Consider the following 15,194-nt stretch of genomic DNA (forward strand, 5'->3'; position numbering starts at 1 on the left):
GCGCTCGTCCCGCCGCAGGCCGTGCGGCGAACCCGTGCGGGCGCCGGCGCGTATCGCGACGATCATGGTCGGGACGATTCGCTCACCTGCAAGGTCACCCAGCGCCTGCGGAACGCGAAGGCTATCGCGTGCTGCTGGCCAAGCACGGTCGACGGGCGTCGAAACACACCAGATAGACGCGGGCCCGACCTGATGCTGGTCGATATCGAGATGCCGCGCACGTGGCGCGTGAGGTCGAAGCCGTCCATGCGCGGCATCTCGATATCGACCAGCATCAGGTCGGGCCGCGTCTCCTGCATCTGTTCGAGCGCGTCGACGCCGTCCTTGGCCAGCAGCACGCGATAGCCTTCGCGTTCCAGCAGGCGCTGGGTGACCTTGCGCACGGTGAGCGAATCGTCCACGACCATGATCGTCGCGATACGCGCCGGCGCCGGCACGGGTTCCGCCGCGGCGGGCATGCGGCCGGGACGAGCGCCCTGGGCGGCCAGCTGCACGGGATCGAGGATCAGCACGATCTCGCCCGAACCGAGCACGGTGGCGCCGGCGATGCCCGGCATGCGCGCCGGCTGCGGCCCGATGTTCTTGATGACGACCTCGCGATTGCCCAGCACCTCGTCCACCGGCAGCGCGATGCGCGTGTTGCCGCGCCTGAGGACCAGCACGGGCGACGAGCGGCTGGCCGCTCCGCTGTTCGCCGCGCTTCGCCCGGCTCGTGCAGCAGCGCCGGCAGGTAGTGCAGCGGGACGCTTTCGCCATGCACGCCGATCGCCCCGGCGGCTTCGGCCGCTTGCAGGTCGGCTTCGCGCACCTGCAGCACCTGCTCGACCAGCACGGCCGGCAGCGCATGCGTGCGCGTGCCGCTGGCCACGAGCACGACCTGCGTGACGGCCAGCGTGAGCGGCAAATGGATGGCGAAGGCGGCGCCGCGCCCTTGCGTCGTCTCAACGTCGACGCGGCCGCCCAGCGCCCGCGCTTCCGAGCGCACGACGTCCATGCCGACGCCGCGGCCGGCCAGTTCCGTCAGCGTGTCCGCGGTGGAAAAGCCCGGCTCGAACACCAGCTCGGCGGCATCCTGGTCGGCCACTTCTTCGCCGTCGGCCAGCAGGCCGGAGGCCGCCGCCTTGGCGCGGATGCGGGCCAGGTCAAGGCCGGCGCCGTCGTCGGCGAAGCGGATCTCGACCTCGTTGCCCTGCTGGCTCACCTGCACGAGCAGTTCGCCCGTCTCCGGCTTGCCGGCGGCCACGCGCGCATCGCGCGGCTCGATGCCGTGCACGATGGCGTTGCGCAGCAGGTGTTCGAACGGCGCGGCCATGCGTTCCAGCACGCTGCGGTCGATCTCGACGCCGCCGCCGCGGATGTCCAGGTTGACGCGCTTGTCGGTTTCCTTGGCCGTCTGGCGCGCCACGCGGAACAGGCGTTCGGACAGGCTGGCGAACGGCACCATGCGCACCCGCATCAGGTCGCGCTGCAGCTCGCGCGTGAGGCGCGACTGCGCGGTGAGGTCGTCGGCCGCCGCTTCCACCGTGCGCGCGAGGCCGTCGTGGAACGAGCCGACGTCGTTCACGCTCTCGGCCATCATGCGCGTCAATTCCTGCAGGCGCGTGAAGCGGTCGAATTCGAGCGGATCGAATTCGCGCTCGCCCGCAATCGACAGCCGCGACGCGATCTGCAACTCGGCCTGCACCTCCACCTCGCGCAACTGGCGGCGCAGGTTGACGAGGTTGTCGGCGAAGTCGGACAGCATGTCCTTGAGCGCGCCGACCTGGGTTTCCAGCTTAGAGCGCGTGATCGACACCTCGCCGGCCTGGTTGACGAGGCGGTCGAGGATGTCGGCGCGCACGCGCACGAGCGGCGCGCGTGCGGCCTGCTCGTCCGCGGACGGCGCGGGCACCGGTGCGGGTGCCGCCGCCGCATCGAGCGGCGCCGGCGCCGCCGGCTGCTGCAGTTGTTCGAGACAGCAGCTGCGCCTGGTCGTAGTTGGCGAGCAGTTCGTCGAAGGCGGCCGGATTCGTCGTCCCGGCGTGCAGCATGTTCTCGATCTGCGTTTCCAGCGCGTGCGTGTGCTCGGCCAGCGCATCGCGCCGGCCATGCGCGCGCTGCCCTTGACCGTGTGCAGGGCGCGCAGCAGGCCTTGCGCGACGGCCGCGTCGGCCGGATTCTGCTGCCACTGGCGCAGGCCGTTGCCGATCTGCGGCAGCAGGTCCGCCGCTTCTTCCATGAAGACGGGCAGCAGGTCCGGGTCGAGCTCGTCGACGAAGACCGGTTCCGCGGCGAGGACGTTGTCGGATTCGGCCGCGGACAGGGGTTCGGGCTGCGGCTCGGGCTCGGGCTCAGGCTGCGGCTGTACTTCAACTTGCGGCTGCGGCTCCGGCTGCGGCTCGGGTTCCAGCTGCGGCCTGGTTTCCGGCACATCGAACAGCGCATCCATGTCGATGACGTCGCCGGCCTCCGGCGGCGTCGGCGCCGGGACCGATTCGAGCGCGGGCGCGGCGAACGGATCGTCGAAATACGAATCGAACAGGTCGTCGACGGCGCTCACGGCCGGGTCCTCCTGGCGCGGTGCCGGTGCGCGCGGCGCCAGTTCCGTGCTGGCCGGCAGCGCCAGCGGGCCGCCCGCCAGCGGCGGATCGGCCACGATGCTGGCATAGGTGGCGGCGAACAGCGCGTCCAGGCGCTGCGCCAGTTCCGGGTCGGCATCGTCGAACACGGCATCGGCGCGGGCTTTCCCCAGCTCGTCGCGCAGCGCTTCCAGGCGCGCCAACAGTTCCGGCTGCGCGGGCGCCAGCTCGCCCAGTGCGAACACCTGCAGCATCACGCGCACGCGCTCGACCGTCTCGTCCAGCAGGTCGAACTGCGCACCGGCCAAAGGCGGCACCGCCACTTGCAGCGCTTCTTCCAGCGCCACGGCCAGTTCGCGCAGCGCGTTGAAGCCGACGGTGGCGGACGTGCCGCCCAGCGTGTGCGCCGCCGTCACGGCCTGCGGCGTCACGGCGCGCAGCGGTTCCGCGCGCCAGCTGGCGACATCGTCGGCAAGCGTGCGCACCAGCGCCTCGGTCTCGCCGAGGTAGATGTTATACAGCGGCAGCGGGATCTCCAGATCCCCCACATGCCGCACGTTCGCTTCGGACACGGGAAATGCCAGTACGTTGCCCGGCAACTCGGCCGACGACAGGGCCGGCAGCGACGCGGGCGCCTCGTCCGGCGCGACGTCGAAGCCGGCGGCGGGCTCGATCGGTTCCGGCGCCGCGCCCGAAAGCGCCGCATCGTCGTCCACCAGCCCGGCCGCGGCAACGGCGTCGAGCGCGCCCACGGTCTCCGGCACCAGTTCCGCCGGCGCATCGGCCGCCGGTACGTAAGGTGCCGATACGAGCGGCGCCGGCGCGTCGGTCGGCGCGAGCGGTCCGCCGTCCTGCACGCGCGCGGCGGCACGCACGAGCGCCTCGCCGTCGCGCGGCGATCCGCCGGCCGCCAGCTCGGCGACCCACGCCGCCAGCTCGGCATGCGCGTGCGCGAGCAGCGCCAGCAGGTCGGGCGTCGCGGCGCGCGCTTCGGCCAGCCACAGGTTCATGACCTTTTCGATGGCGGCGGCAGCGGCGGCGAAGCGCTCGAGGCCGACCATGCGGCTGCTGCCCTTGAGCGTGTGGAAGCCGCGGCGCAAGCGCGTCAACGTGTCCTGGTCGGCCGGATTGCCCTGCGCGGCCGGCAGCGCGGCGCCGACCACCTCCAGCACATCGCGCGCCTCGCCGATGAAGATCTCCAGCAGTTCCGCGTCGACGGCATCCTGCTGCGGCTGCGGCTCCGGTTCCGCAGGCAGCGGCGCCGCCGCGGGTTCGGGGGCGGCGGCCGCGGCCTGATATTGCAATTCGCCGAACAGGCCGGCAACGGCATCGAAGCGGAAGCGCTTGCGCGCCCCGTCCACGTTCTGCGCCAGCGCGTCCGTGAAGAAACCGAGCGCGCCGATATTCCGGGCCAGGTTGTCCAGCACGGCGCCGCGCGTGGCGGCATCCGGCTGCTCGTCGACGAGCATGCGCACCCGGGCGCGCACGTGGTCGACGGCCTGCGTGGCCTGGTCCTGGTCGAGGATGGCCAGCGCGCCCTGCAACTGGTGCAGCAGCGGGTCGACCTGTTCGAGGGACGCGCTGCGCGCCGGGTCTTCGTAGTATTCGTCGATATGCTTCTCGACCTGGCGCAGGCCAGTACGGATCTCGCCCGCCAGCACGGCCACGGTCTGGCCCTGCTGCAGTTCGCGCGCCATCTCGCCGTGCCAGGCCGGGGCGTCCGGCGGGGTCTCGCCGTGCGCCAGCGCGAGCAGGCGCTGGCCGACGGCCTCCGCATGCTGGCCGAAGTCCTCGGGCAGCTGCGCACCTGGTCCAGGCCGTGCTCCACGAACAGCATGGCCTCCGCCATTTCGAGGCTGAACTGGTCGCTGCGGCCGCCCGTCATCGATTCGCTGGCGGCCTGGCCCAGTTCGCGCAGCAGGTTCGCCAATGCCGGCGCGCCCAGCTTCTCGCTGGCGCCGGCCAGTTTCGACAGGGCGTCGTTGAAGCTGCCGCCCTCGGCCTCGCCGCCTTCGGTGGCGACGCGGTCCCAGCCCTGCTTGGTCTCGATCAGCGCTTCCTTGGCATCCTTCAGCACCTCCGGATCGACGCGGCCGTAGCGGCGCTCCAGATAGTCGGGCGGCACCTGGCCGCCGACGTGGTACGCATCGCGCAGCCGGCGCGCGTCCGGCGTCGGTTCGGGCGCGGCGGCGATGAAGAACAGCGCATCGAGCAGCAGCGCGTCAGGCAACTCGGCGTGGCCCTGCGCCTGGCGCCGCAATTGCAGGTTGACCTGGCCGAACAGCTGCTTCACGTACAGGTCGGGCGCCACCTGGCCCGTGGCGACGAGGTCCGCGACGGCCTGCAGCGCCAGCCAGAACGCGTGCGCTTGCGCCTGCGGCTGGCCGTCGACGACGCCCGCCAGCGCGTCGCGCATGGCCGCCGCCTGGGCACGCCGGGCATCGTCGTCGGGGCTGCGCAGGAACAGCAGCAGCGCCTTTTCGAATTGCGCGCGGGTCGCGGCGTAGTCCGGCATCGGGCCGGCCCCGCCGGCAGGCAGCAGGGCCGGCGCGAGGTCCAGTACGAGCATCTGGCCCGGATGCACGCGCTCCACGCCCAGCATTTCCTGCAGCGCGCGATAGTACGGGGAACAGCCGCACCGGCTGCGGCGCGGCGCCGTCCAGCAATTCTTCGAGGTATTCGACGAGCGCCCGGTAGGCCTCGCCGACGACGGTGGTCCGCCCGGTATCGAGCGCCAGCGCGCCGTCCTTGAAGCGGTCGATGACCTGCTCGGCCGCTTCGCTCAGGCGCAGGGCGCCGGCGACATCGACCATCTGCAGGGCGCCGTGGGCCTGGTGCAGGTGCGACTTGGCGTGCAGCAGGAGGGTCGGCTGCGCTTCCGGACTGCGGCCGGCCGCGTCCTGCAGCGCCCTGGCGGAGCGCCCGAGCGCATCGCGGATTTCCCCGATGACCCAGGAGAGAGGGCCGGTGTCGAAAGGCGGTGCGGCGGACGCGTGCGAAAGCTGGGTCATGTAGGCAAAAGGTTCGGGGCTCAGGCGGCGACGCGGAAGCGCGACACCGAATTCTTCAGTTCCTGCGCGAGTTCCGCCAGCTGCCGGATCGACTGCGCGGTCTGCTGCGTGCCGCCCTGTGCCTGTTCGGTGATCGCGAGGATGTGCTGCATATTATGCGCCACACCGTTCGCGGACGTCGCCTGCAGGCCCGCCGCGACCGCCATTCCCTGGACTCAGCTCCCGCCAGCCGGTTCGACACGCGCGAGATGTCGGCCAGCGCCGCGCCGGCCGCGTCGGTCACGCGCGCGCCCTCGACGACGCCTTGCGTCGACTTTTCCATCGCCGCCACGGCGTCGTGCGTGTCGGTCTGGATGGTGCGCACCAGCGCGCCGATCTGCTTGGCCGCTTCGGCCGACCGTTCCGCCAGCCGCTGCACTTCTTCCGCCACGACCGAGAAGCCGCGCCCCGCCTCGCCGGCCGATGCGGCCTGGATCGCGGCGTTCAGCGCCAGCACGTTGGTCTGTTCCGTGATGTCGGAAATGAGCTCGGTGATCTCGCCGATCTCCTGCGACGATTCGCCCAGGCGCTTGATGCGCTTGGAGGTTTCCTGGATCTGCTCGCGAATCTCGCCCATGCCGCGGATGGCATTCTGCACCGCGGTCGCACCCTGCTCCGCCGCCGCCACCGACTGGCGCGCCACCTCGGCCGATTCCTTCGCGGAGCTGGACACGTCGGTGATCTCGCCCGCCATGCGCAGCATCGTGGACGACGTGTCCTGGATTTCGCGCGCCTGCTGGCCCGCGGCGACGAGCAGCCGGCTCGACACCAGTTGCGCGTCGTTCGATGCCTGCGTCACCTTTTCCGCCGTGGCGATCACGCGCACGACGAGGCCGCGCAATTCCTCGACCGTGTAGTTGACCGAGTCGGCGATGGCGCCCGTGATGTCTTCCGACACGGTGGCGTACACGGTCAGGTCGCCGTCCGCCACCTCCTGCAGTTCGTTCATCAGGCGCAGGATCGCGGCCTGGTTCTGGTCGTTGGTCGCCTTGGCTTCCTCTTCCTTGGCCTGGGCCAGCAGGCGCATCGCGTCCGCTTCCTGGCGGCGCGCGTCGGCGCCGCGGGTGCGGTTGCGCGAATCCTGCAGCATCACGCGCGAGATGCTGCCCGCCGTGACGAGGGTGAAGATCGACGCCGCCACGAGCAGCCAGAACCAGCCGCCCGTGCTGCCTTCGCCCATCCGGTACGACGCCTGCAGGTCGGTCAGCTGGCGGCGCAGCGCCTCGTTGTCGCGGTAGATCGACTGCTCGGCGGCCTTGGCGGCCGTCATGTCGGACAGTTTGTCGAGGAAGGTCGAGATCAGCTTCTGGCAGATGTCGAATTTCGATTGCACCTCTTCCAGCTTGCTCCGCAGGTCCGGGTCGCGCAACGGCGTCAGGCCCAGCGCGGCGCTGCCGTTCAGGAGGCCGTCGACGGTGGCGCGGAAGGTCGTCGTGTCGTGGCCCATCTGGAACGCGGTCTCGGGACGGATGCCGCCCGACGTCAGGAATTCGCTGGCGCTGCGCGACAGGCGCTGCGTCAGCATCATCATGCGGCCCAGCGCCGCCAGTTCGCGGCGCGCTGCCGCCGCGCGCCGTGCGCTCGGTGAGGACCGATTCCGTCAGCGCCAGCATGTCCGGCGCCAGGATGTCGAGCTGCTTGAGGTTCTTGTCGAAGGCGACGAGCTCCGGCTTCATCTTGAGGATGCTGGTTGCCGCCGCATTGGACACGTTCCACTTCTTGCGCACCGCCGCCAAGTCTGCGACGCCAGGTCGCCCGTCGATGCGGGGATCGCATTGCCGTTGAAATCGCCGCCCCGGGCCAGCAGGTCGAGGTCGCGCGACAGGGCGATGCGGCTGTCCTGCAGCTGCGTGAAGGCGTCCGGCACGCCCTGCATCGCATTCGGCGCGGCCTTGCCGACGCGCTGCGAGTGCATCAGCGCTTCGCTGGCGATCTGGGTCTGGCTGCTGGCGATCGCGCCGCTGCCGGCGTTGCGCCACAGCGCCAGCAGGGTGAGGAGGATGCCGATGGCGATGGCGACGAGCAGGATGCGCAACTGGCGCGGCAGCGACAGGTGGCCGATCAGCGGCAGGCTGAGGTCATCGTCGTCCGCCGCGGCGGCCGCATCGGCCGCTGCGCGCGGCTTGCGCCGGACGGGCAGGCCGAGGCGCAGCGCGGCGTCGTCCGCGGAACCCGTCGCCGCGGTGCCGCTGACGGGGCCCGCCGGGATCGGAGGCGGGACCGCCGGCAGCGTGCCGACGCCGAACTGCGTGTCCGGCGACGCCAGCACGGTGCCGGTTTCCTCCGTGCGCGCCTGCGCGTCGCCGCCCCCGTTCTTGGGGAAGAAATTCATCGACAGTTTGGATGCGAATCCCATTCCAGCTCCAGTGCAAAACCTGTTGTATTGTTTAGCGTGCGACCTGCAGGAAGCGTTCCTCGCGCGCGAGGGCGGCCAGCGACAGCGGCGTCCATGCCTGTCCTTCGGCGTCGCGCAGGCCGCCGCCGGCAGGTTCCATATCGGCCGCGTGGCGCAGGCCCACGACGCGCCCGACCAGCAGGGCGCACGGGAATCCGAGGCTCGGCGCGAACGTCACGAGGCGCGCGCCGGCGCCCGGCAGCGCGTTCGGCGCGCCATCCGGCTCGAGGTAGCGCGCCAGGTCGACGACGCCCAGCAGGCTGCCGCGGACGTTCGCGAGGCCGAGATACCACGGCTGCGTGAGCGGCACGGCGGCCAGCGGCGGCAGCGGCACGATCTCGCCGGCTTCGACGAGGTCCAGCAGGTAGCGCACGCCGCCGATCTCCACGCCCAGCTGGTGCGCGCGCGCGCCGCTGCTCGTGCGCGCGGCCTGCATGCGCTCGAGCAGCTGTTCCTGGTACTGGCGCAGGCGGGCGCGCCGTGCCGCGCCTTTCTGTCCGCCGGCGTCGCTGGCGTCCATGTCAGGCGCCGAGCGTGGCGATCGTGGCCAGGAGCCGGACCGGGTCGACCGGCTTGACGAAATAATCCTTCGCGCCCTGGCGCATGCCCCAGATGCGGTCGGTTTCCTGGTTCTTGCTGCTGCAGATGATGACGGGGACGGACGCCAGTTCCGGATCGCGCGCGATCGAGCGCGTCACCTGGAAGCCGTTCGCGCCGGGCATCACGACGTCCATCAGGATCAGCTCCGGACGGTCGGCGCGGATCTTGGCCAGCGCCTCCTCGCCGTTGTCGGCGGTCGTCACCGTGAAGCCGTTGCGCACGAGGATGTCGGTCAGGTAATAGCGTTCGGTCGGCGAATCGTCGACGATCAGGATTTTTTGTATGGCCACGGTGGGCTCCGCATCGTTGGGTTCAGGCGCTGCCGGCGCCGCCTTGCGCATGGTCGCGCACGGCCGCCAGCAGGCTGTCTTTGGAAAAAGGTTTGGTCAGGTAGGCGCTCGAGCCCACCATCGCGCCGCGCGCGCGGTCGAACAGGCCGTCCTTGGACGACAGCATGACGACTGGCGTGGCATGGAATTTCGCGCTCTTCTTGATCAGCGCGCAGGTCTGGTAGCCGTCGAGGCGCGGCATCAGGATGTCGCAGAACACCAGCGCGGGCTGGTGGTCGTTGATCTTGGCCAGCGCGTCGAAGCCATCCTCGGCCAGCACCACCCGGTAGCCGGCCTGGGTCAGGAAAATCTCGGCGGACCGACGGATCGTGTTGCTGTCGTCGATCACCATGATCGTCAAGCCTGTCGGTTGCGTCGTCATATTCGTTTCACTTCAGCATGAACCCGCAAGATAGCATAGGGTCTGGGCCTTGTGCATGAAGTGTTGCAATGCGTCAACTCACCGACACGCGCTTCATTGAATGGATGACATGAAAGATTGGCGAGACGTCACCGCTTGTTAATCAAACGGCAAACGAATCGGCCGGATCGCGCTCAGATCGCGGTCATCTCGAAATCGTCCTTGCGCGCGCCGCATTCCGGGCACGTCCAGTTCATGGGCACGTCGGCCCAGCGGGTGCCCGGTGCAATGCCGTCGTCCGGGGCGCCGGCGGCTTCGTCGTAGACCCAGCCGCAGATCAGGCACATCCAGGTCTGATACACCTGTGTTTCAGTACTCACGTTCGATTCCTCTTTTCAGTTCAGTGTTAGCCTATCGGTCCCCATCAGATAAAATGGGGGGCGAGGTATCTTAATCTAACACGCTGTGCAAAACCAACAGTCTCCACTCATCCTCACGTTCGGCCCCTCCGATCCTGTCGGGGCGCTGGGCATCCAGTCCGACGTGACCGTCTTCGCCATGCATGGCTGCCACGCCCTGTCGGTCGTGACCGGCCTGCTCGTGGCCGATTCCGCGCGCGTCGACGACATCCAGCCCACCGACCATTCATTCGTCGTCGAACAGGCGCGCATGCTCCTCGAGGACATGCCGGTGTCCGCCATCAAGATCGGGACGATGGCCAGCCTGGAACAGATCGCCGCGATCGCGGAGATCGTGTCCGACTACGCCGACGTGCCGCTCGTGCTCGATCCGTTCACGTCCTCGCTGCCCGATTGCGGCACGCGCGACGACGACATGATGACGCTCATCCATCAACTGCTCGTGCCGCAGGCCAGCGTGCTCATGCTGTCGCAGCCGGAACTGGCGCGCTTCGCCGACTGCTGGCGCGACCCGGCCAGCTCGGCCACCGTCGCCGAGGACGCGGCGGACCTGACGGGCATCGGCTGCGGCCACGTGCTCGTGACGGGCACCGGCGGCGGCGACGGCACCCGCTGCAATGAACTGTACGACCCGGACGGCCTGGCCATCGCCCTGCCCTGGGCGCAACTGCTGCCCGGCCCGTTCGTCGGCGCCGGCAACACGCTGTCGGCCGCGCTGGCGGCACGCATGGCGCGCGGCGCCGGTGCCCAGGAAGCCCTCGCGGGCGCCCAGGACTACGTCACCGGCGCCCTCGTCCACGCCTGCCGCTTCGGCATGGGCCGGCTGATTCCGAACAAGATCTTCCGCGCCCCCGGCGCGGCCTGCTAAATCCAAGAACACTATGACCGCAACCCCGAACACCACCTCCCGGAACGACATCCTGTTCGCCCGCGCCCAGCAGAACCACGCCGGGCGGCGTGAACTCGCCCGTGCGCGCCTTCCGCTCCGTCGGCGGCACGCCGCGCTTCATCACCCGCGCCGAAGGGCCGTATTTCTGGGATGCGGACGGCAAGCGCTACATCGACTACATCGGCTCCTGGGGCCCGGCCATCGTCGGCCACACCCATCCGAAGGTCGTGAAAGCCGTGCAGGACGCGGCCGCGCGCGGCCTGTCGTTCGGCGCGCCGACCGAGGGCGAAATCGAGATCGCCGAGGAAATCTGCCGCCTCGTGCCGTCGATCGAGCAGGTGCGCCTCGTCTCGTCCGGCACGGAAGCGACGATGAGCGCGCTGCGCCTGGCGCGCGCCACCGGCCGCGACAAGATCGTCAAGTTCGAAGGCTGCTACCACGGCCACGCCGATTCCCTGCTCGTGAAGGCCGGCTCCGGCTTGCTGACGTTCGGCAACCCGACGTCGGCCGGCGTACCGGAAGACTTCGTCAAGCACACGCTCGTCCTCGACTACAACAACATCCCGCAGTCTGGAAGACGCGTTCCAGTCGATGGGCGACACCATCGCCTGCGTGATCGTGGAAGCCGTGGCCGGCAACATGAACCTGATCCGCGCGACGCCGGAATTCCTGCACCGCATGCGCGAACTGTGCACCGAATACGGCACGGTCCTGATCTTCGACGAGGTGATGTCGGGCTTCCGCGTCGGCCTCGGGGGCGCGCAGGGACTGTACGGCATCACGCCGGACCTGACGGCGCTGGGCAAGGTCATCGGCGGCGGCATGCCCGTGGCTGCCTTCGGCGGCCGCGCCGACCTGATGCAGAAAATGGCGCCGATCGGCCCCGTCTACCAGGCCGGCACGCTGTCCGGCAACCCGGTCGCCGTCGCCGCGGGCATGACGACCCTGCAACTGATCCAGGAACCGGGCTTCTACGAACACCTCACCGCGCAGACGGCGAAGCTGGTCGACGGCCTGTCCGCCTCGGCCAGGCAAGCGGGCATCGCGTTCTGCGCGGATGCCGTCGGCGGCATGTTCGGCATGTATTTCGCGGACACGATCCCGTCCACCTACGGCCAGATGATGGCGGGCGACAAGGAGCGCTTCAACCGCTTCTTCCACGGCATGCTGGACGAGGGCGTGTACTTTGCCCCGGCCATGTTCGAGGCCGGCTTCGTGTCGGCGGCGCACGACGATGGCGTGATCAACGAAACCGTCGAGGCGGCCCGCCGGGTCTTTGCCCGCATCGCGTAGGGTGGGCACCCCGTGCCCACGCGTGACGTTGGCGTCAAGTCGGCGTTACGTTCAAGGTAGCGCACCCGGCGTTGCCGCCACGACGCACACGTTCCGCGTGGGCACAGTGCGACCACCCTACATCCGGCGCGGCCCCCTGCGGCCGCGCGCCCGTTTTCATCGCGCCAGGCCACACATGCCGTTCAAGCTTTTCCGCCGCCTCACCGACAACGCCACCCTGAAATCGCTCGGCCCCGGCCTGATCACCGGCGCCGCGGACGACGATCCGTCCGGCATCGCCACCTACTCGCAGGCCGGCGCGCAATTCGGCTTCAACACGCTGTGGACGCTCGTGCTGACCTACCCGTTCATGGTCGGCATCCAGCTCGTGTCGGCCCGCATCGGCCGCGTGACGGGGCGCGGGCTGGCGGCCAACATCCGCCGCGCGTACTCTCCCTGGCTGCTGTACGTGATCGTCACCCTGCTGCTCGTCGCCAACGTGATCAACATCGCGGCCGACATCGCCGCGATGGGCGAAGCGCTGCGCCTCGTGACCGGCGCGGCGTCCGGCCTGCCGTATGCGCTCGGCTTTGGCCTGGTATGCCTGCTGCTGCAGGTGTTCCTGCCGTACGCCACGTACGTGCGCTACCTGAAATGGCTGACGCTGGGGCTGCTGGCCTATGTCGCGACGGCATTCGCGGTGCACATGCCATGGACCGAAGTGTTCGCGCGCACGGTGTGGCCGCATTTCACGTTCACGAAGGATTCCGTCGCGCTCATCGTCGCCGTGTTCGGCACGACGATCAGTCCGTATCTGTTCTTCTGGCAAGCGTCGCAGGAAGTCGAAGAAATCCGCAACGACCACCACACGCGCGCCCTGCGCACGCGCCCGCGCGACGCCGCCGCCCAAGCTCAAGCGCATCAAGTCCGACACGCTGATCGGCATGGGCTTTTCCAACATCGTCGCCTTCTTCATCATGCTGACGACGGCCGTCACGCTCGGCGCGCACGGCATCACGGACATCCAGTCCTCGAGCCAGGCGGCCGAGGCGCTGCGTCCGGTGGCGGGCGAATTCGCGTTCTTCGCATTCGCGCTGGGCATCATCGGCACGGGCATGCTGGCCGTGCCCGTACTGGCCGGCTCGGCCGCCTACGCCGTCACCGAGAGCTTCCGCTGGCGCAACGGCATGGATCTGAAAGTCGTGGAGGCGCGCGAGTTCTACGGCCTCATCGCCCTCGCGACCCTGGGCGGCGTGCTGCTCGACTTTGCCCCGATCCACCCGATCGAGGCGCTCGTGCTGTCCGCGCAGATCAACGGCGTCATCGCCGTGCCGATCATGGCCGTCATGATGCTGCTTGCGCATAACCGCAAGATCATGGGCAGCTACACCCTGTCGACGCGCCACACCGTCATCGGCTGGGCCGGCGTGGCGATCATGCTGGTGGCGGTCGTCGCGATGTTCGCGACGCTGTGATCCCCCACGCGTGGGGCTGCACCCGCGCGGCCCCGCGGCATACGATGCGCTCCTCAATGCACACACCGCCCAGGAGCCGCATCATGCAAACCACGACCGTTTCTTCCCTCCCGCAACCGCAGTTCTCGCGCGCCGGCATCATCTGGCTCAAGCTGGCCGTCGTCTACCTCATCGTCGGCATTTCGCTCGGCATCGCGATGGGCGCCAGCCAGAATTTCACGCTGCGTCCCGTCCACGCCCACATCAACCTGCTGGGCTGGACGACGATGGCGCTGGCCGGCCTGATCTACAGCGTGTTTCCCAAAGCGGGCGAAAGCCGCCTGGCGCGCCTGCATTTCTGGCTGCTGAACCTGGCGCTGCCCGTCATGATGGGCGCGCTCTCCATGCTGCTGCTGGGCCATGTCGGTATCGCGCCCCTGCTCGCGGTCTCGGAAATCATCGGCGCGCTGGCCATCCTCGCGTTCGCGGCGAATCTGTTCCTGAACCTGAAGCAATAAGCGCGGCGCTCCGGTTATACTTGCCCGGATAACAAAACCGGAAGAGGCACGACGCATGGCTGTTCATCCCGTTCGATTTTCCTGCGCCGCGCTGGCCGCCGCGGGTCTGTTCGCCGTCGCGTTGCCCTCGACCGGGGCGCCGGACCGCGCCGCATCGGTCAACCCGCCAGGAACCCGCATGGAAAAGAAAACCGTCCCGCTCGCCACGATCACGCGCCAGGAGCAGGCGCTGCAATTCACGTCCTTCGACAACGACGCCGCGCTCGCCATCGGCAACCGGATCGTCGAGCAGGCCAAGGCCGACAAGGTCGCCGTCACGATCGACGTCACCGTCAACCGCAATCCGCTGTTCTTCCATGCGATGGCCGGCACGAGCCCGAACAACGCCGACTGGATCCGCCGCAAGAGCAACCTCGTGAACCGCACGGGCCACGCCTCGTTCTGGGTGCACACGCAAGCCGTCGAGCGCGGCCAGGACTTCGACAACCTGCCGACGTTCGACAGCAGCCGGGAGAGTACGCGCGGCGGACGTCGGCCGCCAGCCCAGGCGCCCCGTACGCAGCCGAATCGAGCCGGATGCCGACGATGAACGGGTCCTCAGCGACGAGACCCGCACACCGTGTTGAAGCCGAATTGCGCGCCGGCCTGCGAGTAGGTGGCGATGCCGGGACGGATCGTCGTCCGCGGCGCCGGTGATCAGGCCGGGCCGAGCGATTTCAGGGTGGCGTTGTCGGTGAGGCGGCGGAAAAGCTTGAAGGCATGTGTGGCCTGGCGCGATGCCAAACGGGGCGCGGCCGCAGGGGGCCGCGCCGGGATGTGCAGGGTGAGCACGCTCGCCACGCGGAACGTGTGCGCTGTCGTGGCGGCAACGCCGGGTGCGCTACCTTGAACGTAACGCCGACTTGACGCCAACGGTTCACACGTGACAGCGGACCACCCTACGCGATGCGGGCGACTCACGCCATCGTCGTGCGCCGCCGACACGAAGCCGGCCTCGAACATGGCCGGGCCAAGTACACGCCCTCGTCCGAGCCATGCCGTGGAAGAAGCGGGTTGAAGCGCTCCTTGTCGCCCGCCATCATCTGGCCGTAGGTGGACGGGATCGTGTCCGCGAAATCATGCCGAACATGCCGCCGACGGCATCCGCGCAATGCCCGCTCGCCTCGCCGAGGCGGACGGCCGTCGACCAGCTTCGCCGTCTGCGCGGTGAGGTAGCGTAGAAGCCCGGTTCCTGGATCAGTTGCAGGGTCGTCATGCCCGCCGGCGACCGGTTGCCGGACAGCGTGCCGGCCTGGTGAGCGGGGCCGATCGGCGCCATTTTGCATCAGGTCGGCGCGGCCACCGAAGGC

General features: G+C 69.4%; 11 protein-coding genes and 6 pseudogenes. 7 read left to right on the forward strand and 10 right to left on the reverse strand.

Annotated elements, in window-relative coordinates; genetic code table 11:
• Positions 1-212 precede the first annotated feature (212 nt).
• Together ACWNCF_RS01295 and ACWNCF_RS01300 are read right to left on the reverse strand one after the other, a co-directional pair.
• Positions 213-3,235: pseudogene (locus tag ACWNCF_RS01295) on the reverse strand (chemotaxis protein CheW); the annotation flags it as partial.
• 306 nt (positions 3,236-3,541) lie between these two features.
• Positions 3,542-4,255 (reverse strand): annotated as a pseudogene (locus ACWNCF_RS01300) (Hpt domain-containing protein); the annotation flags it as partial.
• Between the two features lie 39 nt (positions 4,256-4,294).
• Here ACWNCF_RS01300 and ACWNCF_RS01305 point away from each other — a divergent pair.
• Entirely contained in the window at positions 4,295-4,657 is a 363-nt protein-coding gene (locus tag ACWNCF_RS01305; RefSeq protein ID WP_449405734.1) for a hypothetical protein, read from the forward strand.
• A 123-nt stretch (positions 4,658-4,780) separates the two neighbouring features.
• On the opposite strand, the gene ACWNCF_RS01310 is transcribed toward ACWNCF_RS01305, so the two are convergent.
• The 6 genes and pseudogenes from ACWNCF_RS01310 to ACWNCF_RS01335 all read right to left on the reverse strand — a co-directional run bounded on the left by ACWNCF_RS01310 (position 4,781) and on the right by ACWNCF_RS01335 (position 9,640).
• Positions 4,781-5,569 (reverse strand): hypothetical protein, encoded by a 789-nt coding sequence (locus ACWNCF_RS01310; RefSeq protein WP_449405735.1) that lies wholly within the window; start codon positions 5,567-5,569, stop codon positions 4,781-4,783.
• A 20-nt stretch (positions 5,570-5,589) separates the two neighbouring features.
• Positions 5,590-7,964: pseudogene (locus ACWNCF_RS01315) on the reverse strand (methyl-accepting chemotaxis protein).
• Between the two features lie 31 nt (positions 7,965-7,995).
• Positions 7,996-8,523, reverse strand: coding sequence for a chemotaxis protein CheW (locus ACWNCF_RS01320; RefSeq protein WP_449405736.1), 528 nt, complete (start codon positions 8,521-8,523; stop codon positions 7,996-7,998).
• 1 nt (position 8,524) lies between these two features.
• Positions 8,525-8,893, reverse strand: a complete 369-nt coding sequence (locus ACWNCF_RS01325; RefSeq protein WP_449405737.1) for a response regulator — start codon at positions 8,891-8,893, stop codon at positions 8,525-8,527.
• 22 nt (positions 8,894-8,915) lie between these two features.
• Positions 8,916-9,314, reverse strand: a complete 399-nt coding sequence (locus ACWNCF_RS01330; RefSeq protein ID WP_056441405.1) for a response regulator — start codon at positions 9,312-9,314, stop codon at positions 8,916-8,918.
• 173 nt (positions 9,315-9,487) lie between these two features.
• Complete coding sequence (locus ACWNCF_RS01335; RefSeq protein WP_029755924.1) at positions 9,488-9,640, reverse strand: rubredoxin; 153 nt, start codon at positions 9,638-9,640, stop codon at positions 9,488-9,490.
• A 118-nt stretch (positions 9,641-9,758) separates the two neighbouring features.
• Here ACWNCF_RS01335 and thiD point away from each other — a divergent pair, with 118 nt between their 5' ends.
• The 6 genes and pseudogenes from thiD to ACWNCF_RS01365 all read left to right on the forward strand — a co-directional run bounded on the left by thiD (position 9,759) and on the right by ACWNCF_RS01365 (position 14,434).
• Positions 9,759-10,580: a bifunctional hydroxymethylpyrimidine kinase/phosphomethylpyrimidine kinase gene (gene thiD, locus ACWNCF_RS01340; protein ID WP_449405738.1), complete on the forward strand. Its 822-nt coding sequence runs from the start codon at positions 9,759-9,761 to the stop codon at positions 10,578-10,580.
• Between the two features lie 13 nt (positions 10,581-10,593).
• Positions 10,594-11,894 (forward strand): annotated as a pseudogene (gene hemL / locus ACWNCF_RS01345) (glutamate-1-semialdehyde 2,1-aminomutase).
• A gap of 175 nt (positions 11,895-12,069) precedes the next feature.
• Positions 12,070-12,681 (forward strand): annotated as a pseudogene (locus tag ACWNCF_RS01350) (NRAMP family divalent metal transporter); the annotation flags it as partial.
• Between the two features lie 136 nt (positions 12,682-12,817).
• Positions 12,818-13,348, forward strand: a complete 531-nt coding sequence (locus ACWNCF_RS01355) for a divalent metal cation transporter (RefSeq protein WP_449405739.1) — start codon at positions 12,818-12,820, stop codon at positions 13,346-13,348.
• Positions 13,349-13,431: 83 nt separating this feature from the next.
• Positions 13,432-13,845: a hypothetical protein gene (locus tag ACWNCF_RS01360; protein WP_449405740.1), complete on the forward strand. Its 414-nt coding sequence runs from the start codon at positions 13,432-13,434 to the stop codon at positions 13,843-13,845.
• A gap of 55 nt (positions 13,846-13,900) precedes the next feature.
• The gene (locus tag ACWNCF_RS01365; RefSeq protein WP_449405741.1) at positions 13,901-14,434 is read left to right on the forward strand and encodes a heme-binding protein; all 534 of its coding nucleotides are present in this window, start codon (positions 13,901-13,903) and stop codon (positions 14,432-14,434) included.
• Positions 14,435-14,541: 107 nt separating this feature from the next.
• Here the strand turns inward: ACWNCF_RS01365 and ACWNCF_RS01370 are convergent, their stop codons facing one another.
• On the reverse strand, positions 14,542-14,805 hold the full coding sequence (locus ACWNCF_RS01370) for a hypothetical protein (protein WP_449405742.1): 264 nt from the start codon (positions 14,803-14,805) through the stop codon (positions 14,542-14,544).
• Positions 14,802-15,194 (reverse strand): annotated as a pseudogene (locus tag ACWNCF_RS01375) (hypothetical protein); the annotation flags it as partial. The gene ACWNCF_RS01370 and the pseudogene ACWNCF_RS01375, both read right to left, overlap by 4 nt.

The sequence above is a fragment of the Massilia phosphatilytica genome (assembly GCF_977014125.1).

Coding starts and splice junctions, on each gene's coding strand:
- ACWNCF_RS01310 (WP_449405735.1), bottom strand. CDS start 5,569: ATGACCCAGCTTTCGCACGCGTCCGCCGCACCGCCTTTCGACACCGGC.
- ACWNCF_RS01320 (WP_449405736.1), bottom strand. CDS start 8,523: ATGGACGCCAGCGACGCCGGCGGACAGAAAGGCGCGGCACGGCGCGCC.
- ACWNCF_RS01330 (WP_056441405.1), bottom strand. CDS start 9,314: ATGACGACGCAACCGACAGGCTTGACGATCATGGTGATCGACGACAGC.
- ACWNCF_RS01335 (WP_029755924.1), bottom strand. CDS start 9,640: ATGTGCCTGATCTGCGGCTGGGTCTACGACGAAGCCGCCGGCGCCCCG.
- ACWNCF_RS01355 (WP_449405739.1), top strand. CDS start 12,818: ATGGGCTTTTCCAACATCGTCGCCTTCTTCATCATGCTGACGACGGCC.
- ACWNCF_RS01360 (WP_449405740.1), top strand. CDS start 13,432: ATGCAAACCACGACCGTTTCTTCCCTCCCGCAACCGCAGTTCTCGCGC.
- ACWNCF_RS01365 (WP_449405741.1), top strand. CDS start 13,901: ATGGCTGTTCATCCCGTTCGATTTTCCTGCGCCGCGCTGGCCGCCGCG.